The organism is Pseudomonas pudica (assembly GCF_015680405.1).
Classification (GTDB): domain Bacteria; phylum Pseudomonadota; class Gammaproteobacteria; order Pseudomonadales; family Pseudomonadaceae; genus Aquipseudomonas; species Aquipseudomonas pudica.
In genome coordinates this window covers 97591-110417 of record NZ_JADLJS010000002.1, presented here as the reverse complement: position 1 = coordinate 110417, position 12827 = coordinate 97591, and the positions used below count along the sequence as shown (strand labels likewise).

Below are 12827 nucleotides of genomic sequence, written 5' to 3'. Positions count from 1 at the left end.
GCATCAGTCTGCAGTGACCTGCGCCAGCATGGCGGCAAGGTAGTGCTCGCCATAGGGTGGCAGCAGCCCCCACTCGCGGCGCGGGTCGTGTGCCGGGGCCTGGAACACCGTGCGCAGGTGGCTGAACTGGAGGAACCCCTCGCGGCCGTGATAGTGCCCCATGCCCGAGGCACCGACACCACCAAACGGCGCATCGTGCAGGGCGGCATGCATCATCACGTCGTTGAGCGTCACCCCGCCAGACAGCGTGTGGTCGAGCACCTGCTGCTGTTCTTGCGGGTCGTCGCCAAAGTGGTACAGCGCCAGCGGCCGTGGCCGGCTGTTGATCTGGGCAATGACCTCGTCCAGTGCGTCATAGGCCAGCACCACCAGCGCCGGGCCGAAGATTTCTTCGTGCAGGATCTGCGCCTGCTCGGGTGGGTTGACCACCACGCTCAAGGGCCGACGGCGTTCATCCGCGGCGCCCGGGGCCACCTCGGGCATCGTTTCGACGCGCACGCCAAGCTGCTGCGCATCCTGCACCAACGCCTCGACACGCGCCAGGTGCCGGGCATTGACCACGGCCACCACATCCGGGTTGCCGGCCACGGTTGGATTGAGCGCACTGTAGGCGCTGCGCAGCGCGGCGATGAAGCGCTCCAGCGCTGCCCGCGGTACGTAGACCAGGTCCGGGTTGATGCAGATCTGCCCGGCATTGGTGGCCTTGGCCACGGCAATACTGTGCGCGGCCTTGGCCAGGTCGGCGCTGGCAGACACGATCACCGGCGACTTGCCGCCCAGCTCCAGGGTCACCGGCACCAGGTTCTGCGCGGCGTTGGCCATTACCCGCCGGCCCACCGCCGTGCTGCCGGTGAACACCAGGTGGTCGAACGGCTGTGCGGTAAAGGCATCGGCCAGGTCCGGGCCACCGGTCACCACCGCCACCTCTAGCGGGTCGAGGTGCGCTGCGCACAGTTCGGCGACCAGTGCCGCCGTGCGCGGCAGCACCTCTGAAGGCTTGAGAATGGCCCGGTTGCCAGCGGCGAGGGCCGACGCCAGCGGGCTGAACAGGGTGTACAGCGGGGCATTCCAGGTGCCGATGATGCCCACCGTGCCCTTGGGCTGGTAACGCACCCAGGCCTTGGCGCCGAGCTGGTCGTACGGCGCGAATGGCGCCCTGGGGTCATCGGCCATCCACTGCTGCAGGTGGTCCCTGGCGTGCTTGAGGCTGGCCAGGGCACCGAGCACATCGTTCATCAGGGTGAAACCGGCGGGCCGGCCGCCGAAATCCTCGTCAATGGCCTGGGTCAGGCCCTGATGGTGACGCACCAGCAGGTCGATCACCCGCTGCAGGCGCTGACGACGGCGCTCGGCCGTGACGGCGCCCTCGCCGACGAAGGCGCTTTGCTGCCGCGATAACAGGCCGCTGAGCGCCTGGACCGATGACGGAACGGGTGGCATGGGTGTCTCCTCTGGCTGTTGACTGCGCCCGATGCGCATGGCGCCACACTAGCCATGGCGCGGGGGCTGCGCCTCGTCCGATCGGACCAGGATCGAGCCACTGCGTTAGTCCGTTGAGACGATGCTCGGCAAGGCCTGCAAGCCAATACTGGCGGCACAAAAGCCACCCCGCATGAGGCCAGCCATGGCAACCCAACAGATCGGTTTCGACCCCCAGGCCTTCCGTGCCGCACTCGGCACCTTCACCACCGGTGTCACCATCATCACATCCCAGGGCGAAGATGGCGCGCCGGTGGGCATTACCGCCAACAGTTTCAACTCGGTGTCGCTGAACCCGCCGCTGGTGCTATGGAGCCTGTCCAAGCAGGCGCGCAGCCTGCCGGTGTTCAGCAACGGCAAGCACTGGAACGTGCACGTGCTTTCGATCGAGCAAGAGAAGCTGTCGAGCCGCTTCGCCACTCAGGGCGAGGACAAGTTCGCAGAAGTCGAGCTCGACAACGGCATCAGCGATGCCCCGCTGCTGCAAGATTGCACCGCACGCTTCCAGTGCCGCACCGCCTTCCAGTACGAAGGCGGCGACCATGTGATCTTCGTCGGCGAGGTGCTGGCGTTCGATCACAGCGACCGCGCACCGCTGGCCTTCCAGAGTGGCCAGTACGCCCTTGCCACGCGCAAGCCGCGCAGCGAGCTGCGCCTGGCCACCACGCCGCCTCCACCGGAGTGCAGCTACACCGAAGACCTGCTGGGCTACCTGCTGGGTCGCAGTCACTACCAGGTGCTCAACCTGTTGCGCCAGCTGCTCAGCAACCAGCAACTGGATGAACAGGCGTTCTTCGTGCTGGCGGTGCTGTCGATCCGCGACAACCTGAGCCTGGACGAGCTCAACACCTTCGTCAGCTATACCGGCCATGTGGTTACCTTGGCCGGCATGCGCTTCCTCGAACGCCAAGGCCTGGTTGCCATAGAAGGCAATGCCGCACAGTTGCGTTTCGTGCTGACCGCCAACGGCCGCGAGCTGTCGTTGCAGCAGGTAGCGCTGGCCAAGGTGGTCGAGGAAGACCTTATCGGCAAGCTCGGCGAGGCCGATGCACAGGCGCTGAAGGTGTTGCTCAAGCGCCTGATCGTGGTCAGCGACCCCGGCCTGCCGGACCTCTGGGCACCGCGATGAGTAGCGCCACCCCTACCCTGCCGTCGACCACGGTCGGCTGGCGCAGCCATGGCCTGCTGCTGTTGCTGGCTGCGGTGTTCGCCGACAACTTTGTCGGCAGGCAGATCCTGGCGGTGATGTTCGAGCCGATCAAGGCCGAGTTCCAGGTTGGTGACAGCTCGCTGGGCCTGATCTCGGGCCTGGCCTTCGCGGCGGTGTATGCGCTGCTCGGCTTGCCGGCCGGGCGCCTGGTCGACCGCGTGCCGCGCCTGCGCCTGCTGGCGCTGGCCTGCCTGCTGTGGGCGCTTGCCACCATGAGCTGCGGGCTGGCGGGCAGTTTCGTGGTGCTGGCCCTGGCGCGCATGCTGGTGGCGGTGAGCGAGGCGCCGACCACGTCGGCGTCGCTGTCGCTGATCGCCGACCTGTATCCGCCGCAGCGGCGCTCGTTCGCCATCAGCTGCTTCACCGCCGCGCCAACCTTCTCGTCGATCATCGGCCTGAGCATCGGGGCCTGGGTGGTCGAGCAGTACGGCTGGCGGACCGCGTTCATCGCCCTGGGGCTGCCGGCCCTGGCCTTTGCCGTCATCCTTGGGCTGCTGGTGCGCGAGCCGGTGCGTGGCCGCTGGGACCTGAATGCGCATCCGGCACCGCGCCTCGGCCTTGGCGCCGAGGCCCGTGCACTGTGGACGCTGGCGCCGTACCGATGGCTGATTCTCGCGGGTGGGCTGACCACCCTGGGCTCGTATGCCGTGGCCATGTGGAACACCAGCTTCCTGGTGCGCTCCCACGGCCTGTCGCTGCGTGAAGCCGGCATGCTCGCCGGCGTGGTCTGCGGCAGCGCTGCCGGCATCGGCGGGCTGTTCAGCGGCTGGCTGAGCGACCGCCTGGCGCGCCGAGGCGTACACTGGCAACTGTCACTGCCGGTGCTGGGGCACCTGGCGGCGCTGTCGGCACTGGCCAGCTACCTGCTGTGGCCCAGCGAGCGCTTGATGTACCTGGGCGCTTTGCCGATACCGGTGGCCATGCTGTGGTGCGCGTTGTACAGCTTCTTTGCTGTGTGGTGGGTGGCGCCGTCCTACAACCTGGTCACGCAACTGGTGACGCCACAACAACGCGGCACGGCCATGGCCCTGCAGACCGTCGTCAGCACTCTGCTGGGCGTGGGGGCCGGCCCGCTGTTGACGGGCCTGCTCAGCGACCTGCTGCAACCCTTGTTCGGCGTGCAGTCGCTGCGCTACGCGCTGTTGTTGATGAGCCTTCCGGTACTCGGGGCGGTGCTGCTATTACTGCGCACCTCGATGCATGTGCAGGCCGATATCAGCGAACAGCGCAGCTGACCGCGGGATAATACGCCGCCATGCACCCACTGGCTTGTTCCATGCGGTGTCTGCGATATCTCTTTTCGTACGGAGCCTAGAATTCCACCTTGCCCCGGCCCGCCTTGACAGTGCTGCGCCGGGCTTTTCCTTCGAGGCGACGGGTCTTCGAGCCGAGGGTCGGCTTGGTGGGGCGGCGTTTCTTCTCGGTCTTGCCGGCAGTGATGATCAACTCGGCAAGACGCGCCAGTGCGTCAGCACGGTTCTGTTCCTGTGTGCGGTATTGCTGTGCCTTGATGATCAACACACCGTCGCCGGTGATGCGGCTGTCACGCAGCGCCAACAGCCGCTCCTTGTAGAACTCAGGCAGCGACGAGGCGGGAATGTCGAAGCGCAGGTGCACGGCGCTGGACACTTTGTTGACATTCTGACCACCTGCGCCCTGCGCGCGGATGTATGTCAGTTCGATGTCGGCATCTGGCAGATGCACCTTGTCAGAGATGGTCAGCATGGCATGGCCCTTGTGAGTCCCTCCATTATCCAGGTTCGCCAGGCAATCATGCCAGTCGGGCTGACTTCGAAGAAGCGACCGTCGCGAGTGTCAGCTTGCGCATGGTAGTTCCCCAAAGGCCCCGGGCTTACTGTTCAGGATAACCCCGACAAGTGTTGACGTGCTCATGTACGACATCTCTTTGCCTTGGTTCACGCAGCCCCTTCTCGTATGATCGTCGCAAATCTGATCTGGAACGGATTTCGTGAAGTCGTTACCTGAAAATGCCCCAACTGCCCCTGCCGCCCCCAAGGTCGCGAAATGGAACGTGGGCGAGGCTGCCAACCAGCTCTCATGGGACGACCTGCGGATCATCAAAACGCTCAGTGAGTGTGGCAATCGCGCTGCCACGGCCAAGAAGCTCGGCATCAACGTGTCCACCGTCTCCCGCAGGGTCTCCCAGGTTGAAAAAACACTGGGCGTAGCCTTGTTCGACCACCGCAAATCAGGCTATCTGCTCACCATCGAGGGCGCGGAGTTGCGTGCTCTCGCCGAACGCGTGGAGCTGGACATTGTCAGCGTGACGAGGCGTGTCTCACGTGCCGGCCAAGGGCCACTCGGAAAGCTTCGTATCACCACCAGCGACTCACTGCTGCTTTACTTCCTCACCCCCATCATCGCGGATTTCAAGGCCCTCAATGAAGGCATCACGATCGAGGTGCTGGTGGGCAACGAATCACTGAGCCTTGCGCGAGACGAATCGGATATTGCGGTTCGAGCCACCAGGAAACCCGCCGAAAGCCTGGTGGGTCGCAAACTGGCCACAATCGCCTGGGCGCCCTACGGCAGCAGCAACCACACATCGCCTGCTCCTCTGTTCACAGAAGGCCAGGCATGGGTTTCCTATTCCGCGGCGCTACGCGGGCTCAAGGCAACGAGCTATGTCGAAAACAGGGTCGCTGCCGAGTGCATCTCGTACCGCACCGATTCGGTTGCGGCGGCAAGTGCTGCAATCGCGGCAGGCCTGGGGGTGGGTTTTCTGCCCTGCATGCTGGGTGATATCACACCAGGGCTTGAACGCGTCGGCCCGGTGGAGCCGGAGCTGCAGGATGAGCTGTGGCTGCTGACGCACCAGGACATCCGCAAATCGTGGCGGGTCAAAGCCTTTATGACATTCTGTGCCGCTGCCGTTGCCAATCAGAAGCCGTTGATCGAGGGCCAACTGGTACTCCCGGTCACGTAGAGCGAAACCGGGAGTGCGGGTCACTCAGCGCGTGGGCCAAGTACCGCTTTGCAGGCGATTTCGATCAGTTGTGGGCGCTGGGCAAGCCTCGAAACGCCGATGATGTTGCTGGCGCATTGAGGCCGCTCCGTGCCGTAGGCGGCCTTGCGTACCTTGCCGACCACGGCAAAGGCCGCGTCCATGTCCAGTACGTAAAGCGTCTCTTCCACGACATCTTCAAGCGTCGCTCCATACAGCGCGAGCAGCTTGGCGATATTGTCGTAGGCGGCACGCATCTGATCCCCCATCGAAGAGAAATCACAGGGCCTGCCGTCACGATCCAGCGGTGCCGGCGCGACCAGGTTGCCTTCTTCGTCATGATTGAACTGGCCCGATACGTAGATCTCGTTCCCTACCCGCCGAGCCTGCGGATACCCATAGGAACTCTCCCACGGCACGCCCCAATAGGCGGTTTGTCTGTTGAGTGGTTGTGAAGCTGCCATCGCTTTCTCCTGGCGTAAACCGGATCAGGTAGATCCGCGTTTGCGGGCGAATCCTAGCAGCAGGATGAACAAGCGGATGGTGCATTAATGCGCTCCTGAGAGCGCAAAAGTGCGCCACCGCATCGCTCAGCGATTCGCTATCTTGTGCTCGGACTCAAGCAACGGCCATCACTGAGGACGTCATCCAGTGCCTCAGCACAGTCTGCCGAAGGCAGGCGCCGTGACTTGTGCGATGACTACCATCCAACTGACAGGGAACAACAATGAACAATCCAAAAACTGAAGTCCTGACCCCATTCAACAGCCAACTGATCTTCATCGATCAGCAGCCGCAGATGGCCTTTGGCGTTCAGAGCATCGATCGCCAGACGCTGAAAAACAACACCGTAGGCCTGGCCAAGGCAGCCAGGATCTTCAATGTGCCCACCACCATCACGACGGTCGAAACTGAAAGCTTCTCTGGGCACACCTACCCCGAGCTGCTCGCCGTCTTCCCCGACGCTCCGCTGCTGGAGCGAACCTCCATGAACTCCTGGGATGACCAGAAGGTGCGTGACGCGCTCAAGAAAAACGGGCGCAACAAGATCATCGTTTCCGGCCTGTGGACGGAGGTATGCAACACCACGTTCGCGCTGTCTGCAATGAACGATGCCGGCTATGAAATCTACATGGTTGCCGACGCCTCCGGTGGCACCACCAAGGAAGCCCACGACTACGCCATGCAGCGCATGATTCAGGCAGGCGTGATTCCGGTGACCTGGCAACAAGTGCTGCTGGAGTGGCAGCGCGACTGGAAAAACCGCGACACCTACGATGCCGTCATGGAACTGGTGAAAGAACACTCCGGCGCGTACGGCATGGGTGTCGACTATGCCTACACCATGGTGCACAAAGCTCCAGAGCGCGTTCAGCACGGCCCAACCCTGGCCCCGGTTGCTGCCGCTGTCTGACCATTGCCAGCCCCTGCATCCAGGGGCTGTTCATTGACCCGCTGATGGGTACGCCGGCTGGCTGAGCCAGGCCATCGAATCGAGTGTTATCGTCTGTAGCCCGCCCAAGGCTGCAGTGGCCTGCTCTGCCCCCTCGAAACGTGCGTGCCCACTTCATTGATTAATGGATTGGTATGAACAGCGATCACTGCACTGTGCTGGCGACTGTCGCACTGAAAACAACCGGGCTCCTCAAGCCCTGGCAGGTCACGACTGCCAAGAAGTTGATGCTGGAGAACCTGGACACTGGCATAACTGTTACGGAACTCGCCCAAGCCTGCTCGCTGTCGCGTAGCCATTTCACACGAATGTTCAGGGATACCATGCACGTGCCCCCGCAGCAGTGGATGCGTGAACAACGGTTGCGCAAAAGCAAGGAACTACTGGGGGGCTCGGGAATGATGCTTGCCGAGATCGCACTGGAGTGCGGTTTCTGCGATCAGTCCCACTTCTGTCGCACATTCGTGAAGGCCGAGGGGATGTCGCCGCAGGCCTGGCAGCGACAAGCGTCCATTCGAACTGAGCCTCTGCTCAGTCAGGGAGCACATTTGTGCTCTGTCGCTGACGCTGACGCTGGACATCGACCAATGTCCACCCCTGGCGGTCCCAGGTACGTTCCTGGCCACACACCAAAATTTCGTACCCCTGAAGTTAATGCGTTTAGTCAGCTTCCCAGACATTCTTTGCACACCGCGGGAACGGGCCCGGGTCATAACAGTACACACAGACCTTCCTGTGTCTGACCTGAGGTAAGCGATCATGGCAAACAATCAAGACAAGGGTGGCAACCAAGGCAATGCTGACACTGGCATGGGTAACAACACTGCCGGCACCGGCCAGCAAGGCGGCCAGGGTTCGGGCGGTCGGATGCCCGGCCAGCAGCAAGGTGGCAGCCAGTCCGGCCAGAAACCTGAGGACAAGATGAACAAGGACTGGGAACGTTCCCGTGACACAGGCAGCCAAGGCGGCCAGCGTACTACTGAAAAGCAGAACCAGAACGTGACAGACAAGGACCGCATGGGCGGTCAGCAAAACCAGGCAGATGACCAGCAGTGGGATAAAGATCGCTGATCATCCGCAGCGGGCATCAGGGTGAGTTCTGCCCTGATGCCACCTCCATCGTATGGGAGGCTCCTGATGAACAACTCCAGAGAACGGCATTCGACAGTCATTTGCCTGCAAGCAGGACGCATCCTTTTCGTGCGCAAGCAAAGCGCTGAATGGTCGTTGCCAGGTGGGAAAATCGATCCAGGCGAGCATCACCTGGATGCTGCGCAGCGCGAGCTGATGGAGGAGACTTGCCTATCCTTCGACGGGGCCAGGTTCCTCAATCACTACATGCTTGCAGCCGAGGAACACTACCTCTATCAGCTGCCTGTCGAACCTGGCGCGCAACCCGCTGCAAATCACGAAATCGTGGAGTGCCGCTGGTTTACAGCGCCCGAAATTCACAAAGTGCACGTCAAACCGTCCAATATCGAGCTGCTTGAACGAGAGCATCTGCTCCCTGTGTAGTGCTTTATCGGCAGCACAGCGCATATGGACCTGGTGTGCATTAACCCGATTCAGCGCTTGTCATTCGGCCGATACCACCCGCCGGGCATCTCTTCGCACAGCTTGGGGCGGGACACCGAAACCACGAATGAACACCTCCCGCATATGCCGACGGTCCCTGAACCCTGTCTCCTTCGCCACCACATCCAGGCTGTGACGGCTCTGCTCGATCATCAAGCGGGCAGCCTCAAGACGCAGGCTCTCCACAGCCTTTGCGGGTGACTGGCCTGTCTCTGCAGTGAATACGCGGGTAAATTGCCGAGGGCTCAGATGTACGGATTCTGCGAGCTCCTCCACACTCAATGGACGATTCAAATGCTTGCGGGCGTAATCCAGGGCGTTCTGAATCCGATCAGATTTCGGCGAAAGCGTGAGCAGTTCGGAATGTTGCGATTGCCCACCGGAGCGGCGCTGATGCATCACCAGCTTTCGTGCCACCGACCTGGCCATCTCGGTTCCCAGATCCTTTTCCACCATGCCCAGCGCCATGTCCAGGGCGGCGGTCATCCCGGCGGATGTCCAGATCGGCCCATCCACAATGAAGATTCGGTCTTCTTCCACTTCGATTTTCGGGTGCAGTTCACGCAGCTTTTTCGCATAGGCCCAGTGTGTCGTGGCGCGCCGGTTATCCAACACTCCGGCCTGGGCCAGCACGAAACAGCCGGTACACAGGCCAGCGATGCGGCGGGCGCCGTCGACAAAGCCGCGAACGCTGGCCAGCACGTCATCGCCTGGCGGGGTCAGCGGGGTCAGAGTGCCCGTGATCATCCAGGTATCAGCCAAACCAGGAGCGCCCAATGGCAGTGTGTCCATGTACATGCCCAGGGAAGACCGCACCGTTCCGCCCCCGACGGAAAAATTCTGGATCTTGTAAACCGTTTCGCCCGCGACGATGTTCGCGAATTCGAACACGGCCTGCGTCGCCAGCGACATGATCTGGAAACCTTCGGTGATGAGATAGCCGACCCGGTGCATGGTTGACGCTCCACAGTTCAATGTCCTGAAAACGTACCATATGTGTCGTTTGAGACAAAGACGACCTTCTGCATCATGGGCTCCACACCCAACAACGGAGCACGACCATGAAACAGCAATTCAAAGGTACTGCACTCATCACAGGCGCCTCCACCGGCATCGGTTCGATCTACGCAGACCGCCTGGCGCGTCGGGGTTACGACCTGGTGCTGGTGGCCCGCAATCGGGAGCGCCTGAACACCCTGGCCAGCCGGCTGACTACAGAAACCCGGCAGAACGTGGAGGTACTTCCGGCAGACCTGGCAAACCCGGATGATCTGGCCAAGGTAGAACGCAAATTGCGCGAGGACGCCAGCATCAGCCTGCTGGTGAACAACGCGGGCATAGGCACGCACACCAGCCTGCTGGAGAGTGATGTCGAGCGCATGGCTGAAATGATCACTCTCAACGTCACCGCCCTCACCCGCCTTACCTATGCCGCCATCCCTGGATTTGTCGCCCGCAAGCAAGGCGCCGTGATCAACATCTCGTCCATTGTCAGCCTGGCGCCGGAGTTGCTCAACGGTGTGTATGGTGGCAGCAAGGCGTATGTCACCGCCTTTACCCAGTCACTGCACAGGGAGCTTGCGGAAAAAGGCATCAGGATCCAGGCTGTGCTGCCAGGGGCAACCGCTACCGACTTCTGGCAGATCGGCGGCTTGCCGGTCGAAAACCTGGACCCAGGCATCGTGATGTCGGCCCAGGACCTGGTGGACGGGGCCCTGCAGGACTTTGACGACGAGGTACTGATCTCCATCCCTTCAATGCACGACCTGCAGTCCTTCGAACGTTACGAGGCAAGCCGGCAAGCCCTGTTCGGCCAACTGTCCAGCAATCGGCTGGCCCCACGTTACAACGCCAATTGATCACGGTTGCCAGCGCCAGTACCGGGTGTAGCTGTCGGCCTGTCGACCAGGGCGACAGCCACCCGATTATCAGCGAAACGCGGAAAGTGTTCCGGCAATAGCCGGGTTTTTCAGGAAGCCCGGGGTGCTTAACCTGTCACCACTGCTCACCAGAAGGTTCACATCCACATGAAAGCAATCGTCTACGACACGCCCGGCCTCCCGATACAAGATCCCCGGTCCTTGTATGAGCATGAACTGCCCAAGCCCACACCTGGTGCCAGGGACCTGTTGGTGGAAGTCAAAGCCATCGCGGTGAACCCGGTCGATACCAAGGTCAGAGCCAGCCGCAGCGGTGACCACCCTCAAGTGTTGGGATGGGATGCCGTCGGGATCGTCCGCGAGGTCGGCGCCGAGGTGTCGATGTTCCAGCCTGGCGACGAAGTGTTCTACGCCGGTGCAATCGACCGCCCGGGCAGTTACAGCGAATTTCACCTGGTCGACGAGCGCATCGTCGGGCACAAGCCCCGCACTCTGGACAATGCCAGTGCCGCAGCCTTGCCGCTGACCTCCATCACCGCCTGGGAACTGCTGTTCGACCGCCTGGGTGTGGAGGAAAATGGCGGCATTGGCAAGAGCCTGCTGGTCATCGGCGCTGGCGGCGGTGTTGGTTCGATCCTGGTGCAGCTTGCACGCAAGCGTACCCAGCTCAAGGTGATCGGCACCGCGTCACGGCCTGAAACCCAAGCCTGGGTCAGCGAACTCGGGGCACATCATGTCATCGACCATTCGGCTTCCTTTGCCCTGCAACTGGAACAACTTCAGCTCAACCCGGTGGATTACGTCATCAGCCTGACCCACACCGATGCGTACCTCGCGCAGATCGTCGAAGTGCTGCGGCCACAGGGCAAGCTCGCGCTGATCGATGACCCTCAGCATCTCGATATCGTGCCGTTCAAGCGCAAATCGCTGTCGGTGCACTGGGAGCTCATGTTCACCCGCTCGCTGTACCAGACCGAGGACATGATCAAGCAGCACCATCTGCTGGAAAAGGTATCGGCGCTGGTCGACGAGGGGGTCATCAAGACCACCGTTGGCGAGCACTTCGGCAGCATCAGTGCCAGCAACCTCAAACGCGCCCATGCCCTGATCGAAAGTGGCAAGGCAAAAGGCAAGATTGTCCTGGAAGGCTTCTGATCACTGATCCAGCCAAGGCAACGAAGGCGGGGCCATGCGCCCCGTCAGCTTATTCAGCAGCAGCGACGAGCTGCTCGAAACGCTCCGCCAGAAACGCTCTGAGCACCTGCACAGCCGGTGTGAGCGATGTTCGATGAGCGCACACCAGTTGCAATGGCGCAGGTTGGCCGTAATCCCCGGGAAACAACTCGATCAGCCGACCGGCGCGTATGTCCGCCAGCACATCCAGCCTGGATTTGTAAACGATCCCCAACCCTTCGACGCCCCAGCGCCGAACGATATCGGCGTCATCGCTGACACGGTCACCTGTGACTTGCACGGTCCTGACGCCATCGGGCAAATGAAAGCTCCATCGCTCGTAGGTTTGCTCGCCCATCACATAACGCAGGCAATTGTGCCTGACCAGATCCTCCAAGGCGTCTGGTGCCCCATGCCGTGCCAGGTAACGTGGTGAGGCACAGACTGTTCTGCGATTGCCAGGGGCAAGCATCAGTGAAACAAGGCCGGAATCTGCCAGCTGCCCATATCGGATACTCGCATCCAATTGTTGGCCGACAAGGTCGGCTACCTGATCGCTGACCCGCAGTTGCAGCTTCACCTTGGGGTGCGATTGCTGGAAGTCGTCCAGCCAGGGCAGCAACAGATTCCTGCCAATATCCGAAGGCATGGACAGGCGAAGTGTACCCGCGATCTCATCTCGCCCCTCGGTCAGCGCCACCTCGCCGTTGCCCAGTGCCTCCAAGGCCTGACGGGCATGGGGCAGATATCGCTCGCCATCATCCGAAAGCCGCAAACGCCTTGTGGAACGCACGAACAACCTGGCCCCCAGGCTGCTTTCCAGGCGCTGGACTGCCCCGCTGGCCAAGGCCGGTGAAATATCCAACAACCTGGCTGCTGCCGAGAAGCTGCCGGCGGAGGCTGTGGTGACGAAGACCTGAAGGTCATCAAACCGAACTGTTTTCTTCACTGTGGAAATGTCTTGACCTGGCGCGAGGATCAAAGCGTAGCGGCAATCCTGATACGTGCCCAGCGTTGGCTTGCAGGAAATGGGAGCGTGCCAGGCGTGCCGCGTCATCCAGGCGAAAAAGTAAAAAAGATTTCAGCGCCCTG

At 61.8% G+C, this 12827-nt stretch carries 13 protein-coding genes and 1 pseudogene; 9 read left to right on the top strand and 5 right to left on the bottom strand.

Features of this window, described 5'->3' with window-relative positions:
- Nucleotides 1-3 precede the first annotated feature (3 nt).
- Nucleotides 4-1440 (bottom strand): coniferyl aldehyde dehydrogenase, encoded by a 1437-nt coding sequence (locus IRZ77_RS02130; RefSeq protein WP_196172784.1) that lies wholly within the window; start codon nucleotides 1438-1440, stop codon nucleotides 4-6.
- Nucleotides 1441-1624: 184 nt separating this feature from the next.
- Between IRZ77_RS02130 and IRZ77_RS02125 the strand changes: the two genes are divergently transcribed.
- Both IRZ77_RS02125 and IRZ77_RS02120 read left to right on the top strand, forming a co-directional pair.
- On the top strand, nucleotides 1625-2608 hold the full coding sequence (locus IRZ77_RS02125) for a flavin reductase family protein (protein ID WP_108481059.1): 984 nt from the start codon (nucleotides 1625-1627) through the stop codon (nucleotides 2606-2608).
- Entirely contained in the window at nucleotides 2605-3924 is a 1320-nt protein-coding gene (locus IRZ77_RS02120; protein ID WP_173015098.1) for a spinster family MFS transporter, read from the top strand. The genes IRZ77_RS02125 and IRZ77_RS02120 overlap by 4 nt, the downstream gene beginning before the upstream one ends.
- Nucleotides 3925-4000: 76 nt before the next feature.
- On the opposite strand, the gene arfB is transcribed toward IRZ77_RS02120, so the two are convergent.
- The gene (gene arfB / locus IRZ77_RS02115; protein ID WP_108481060.1) at nucleotides 4001-4414 is read right to left on the bottom strand and encodes an alternative ribosome rescue aminoacyl-tRNA hydrolase ArfB; all 414 of its coding nucleotides are present in this window, start codon (nucleotides 4412-4414) and stop codon (nucleotides 4001-4003) included.
- A gap of 244 nt (nucleotides 4415-4658) precedes the next feature.
- On the opposite strand from arfB, the gene IRZ77_RS02110 reads away from it, so the two are divergent.
- Entirely contained in the window at nucleotides 4659-5636 is a 978-nt protein-coding gene (locus tag IRZ77_RS02110; RefSeq protein ID WP_196172783.1) for a LysR family transcriptional regulator, read from the top strand.
- Nucleotides 5637-5656: 20 nt separating this feature from the next.
- Here the strand turns inward: IRZ77_RS02110 and IRZ77_RS02105 are convergent, their stop codons facing one another.
- The gene (locus IRZ77_RS02105; RefSeq protein WP_046614140.1) at nucleotides 5657-6118 is read right to left on the bottom strand and encodes a Rid family hydrolase; all 462 of its coding nucleotides are present in this window, start codon (nucleotides 6116-6118) and stop codon (nucleotides 5657-5659) included.
- A gap of 263 nt (nucleotides 6119-6381) precedes the next feature.
- On the opposite strand from IRZ77_RS02105, the gene IRZ77_RS02100 reads away from it, so the two are divergent.
- From IRZ77_RS02100 to IRZ77_RS02085, 4 genes and pseudogenes are all read left to right on the top strand, one after another.
- Nucleotides 6382-7068 carry a hydrolase gene (locus tag IRZ77_RS02100; protein WP_003258732.1) on the top strand — a complete coding sequence of 229 codons (687 nt, stop codon included), beginning with the start codon at nucleotides 6382-6384 and terminating at the stop codon, nucleotides 7066-7068.
- 173 nt (nucleotides 7069-7241) lie between these two features.
- A pseudogene (locus IRZ77_RS27245) lies at nucleotides 7242-7616 on the top strand (helix-turn-helix domain-containing protein); the annotation flags it as partial.
- 250 nt (nucleotides 7617-7866) lie between these two features.
- Nucleotides 7867-8178, top strand: coding sequence for a hypothetical protein (locus IRZ77_RS02090; RefSeq protein WP_196172782.1), 312 nt, complete (start codon nucleotides 7867-7869; stop codon nucleotides 8176-8178).
- Between the two features lie 66 nt (nucleotides 8179-8244).
- Complete coding sequence (locus IRZ77_RS02085; protein ID WP_108481063.1) at nucleotides 8245-8622, top strand: NUDIX domain-containing protein; 378 nt, start codon at nucleotides 8245-8247, stop codon at nucleotides 8620-8622.
- Nucleotides 8623-8682: 60 nt separating this feature from the next.
- Here IRZ77_RS02085 and IRZ77_RS02080 read toward each other — a convergent pair whose 3' ends face one another.
- Complete coding sequence (locus IRZ77_RS02080; protein ID WP_046614137.1) at nucleotides 8683-9636, bottom strand: GlxA family transcriptional regulator; 954 nt, start codon at nucleotides 9634-9636, stop codon at nucleotides 8683-8685.
- Nucleotides 9637-9743: 107 nt separating this feature from the next.
- On the opposite strand from IRZ77_RS02080, the gene IRZ77_RS02075 reads away from it, so the two are divergent.
- Together IRZ77_RS02075 and IRZ77_RS02070 are read left to right on the top strand one after the other, a co-directional pair.
- Nucleotides 9744-10541 (top strand): SDR family NAD(P)-dependent oxidoreductase, encoded by a 798-nt coding sequence (locus IRZ77_RS02075; protein WP_196172781.1) that lies wholly within the window; start codon nucleotides 9744-9746, stop codon nucleotides 10539-10541.
- 168 nt (nucleotides 10542-10709) lie between these two features.
- Nucleotides 10710-11717 (top strand): zinc-binding alcohol dehydrogenase family protein, encoded by a 1008-nt coding sequence (locus IRZ77_RS02070; RefSeq protein ID WP_196172779.1) that lies wholly within the window; start codon nucleotides 10710-10712, stop codon nucleotides 11715-11717.
- A 49-nt stretch (nucleotides 11718-11766) separates the two neighbouring features.
- Here the strand turns inward: IRZ77_RS02070 and IRZ77_RS02065 are convergent, their stop codons facing one another.
- Nucleotides 11767-12717: a LysR family transcriptional regulator gene (locus tag IRZ77_RS02065; RefSeq protein ID WP_196172777.1), complete on the bottom strand. Its 951-nt coding sequence runs from the start codon at nucleotides 12715-12717 to the stop codon at nucleotides 11767-11769.
- Nucleotides 12718-12827: the final 110 nt, after the last annotated feature.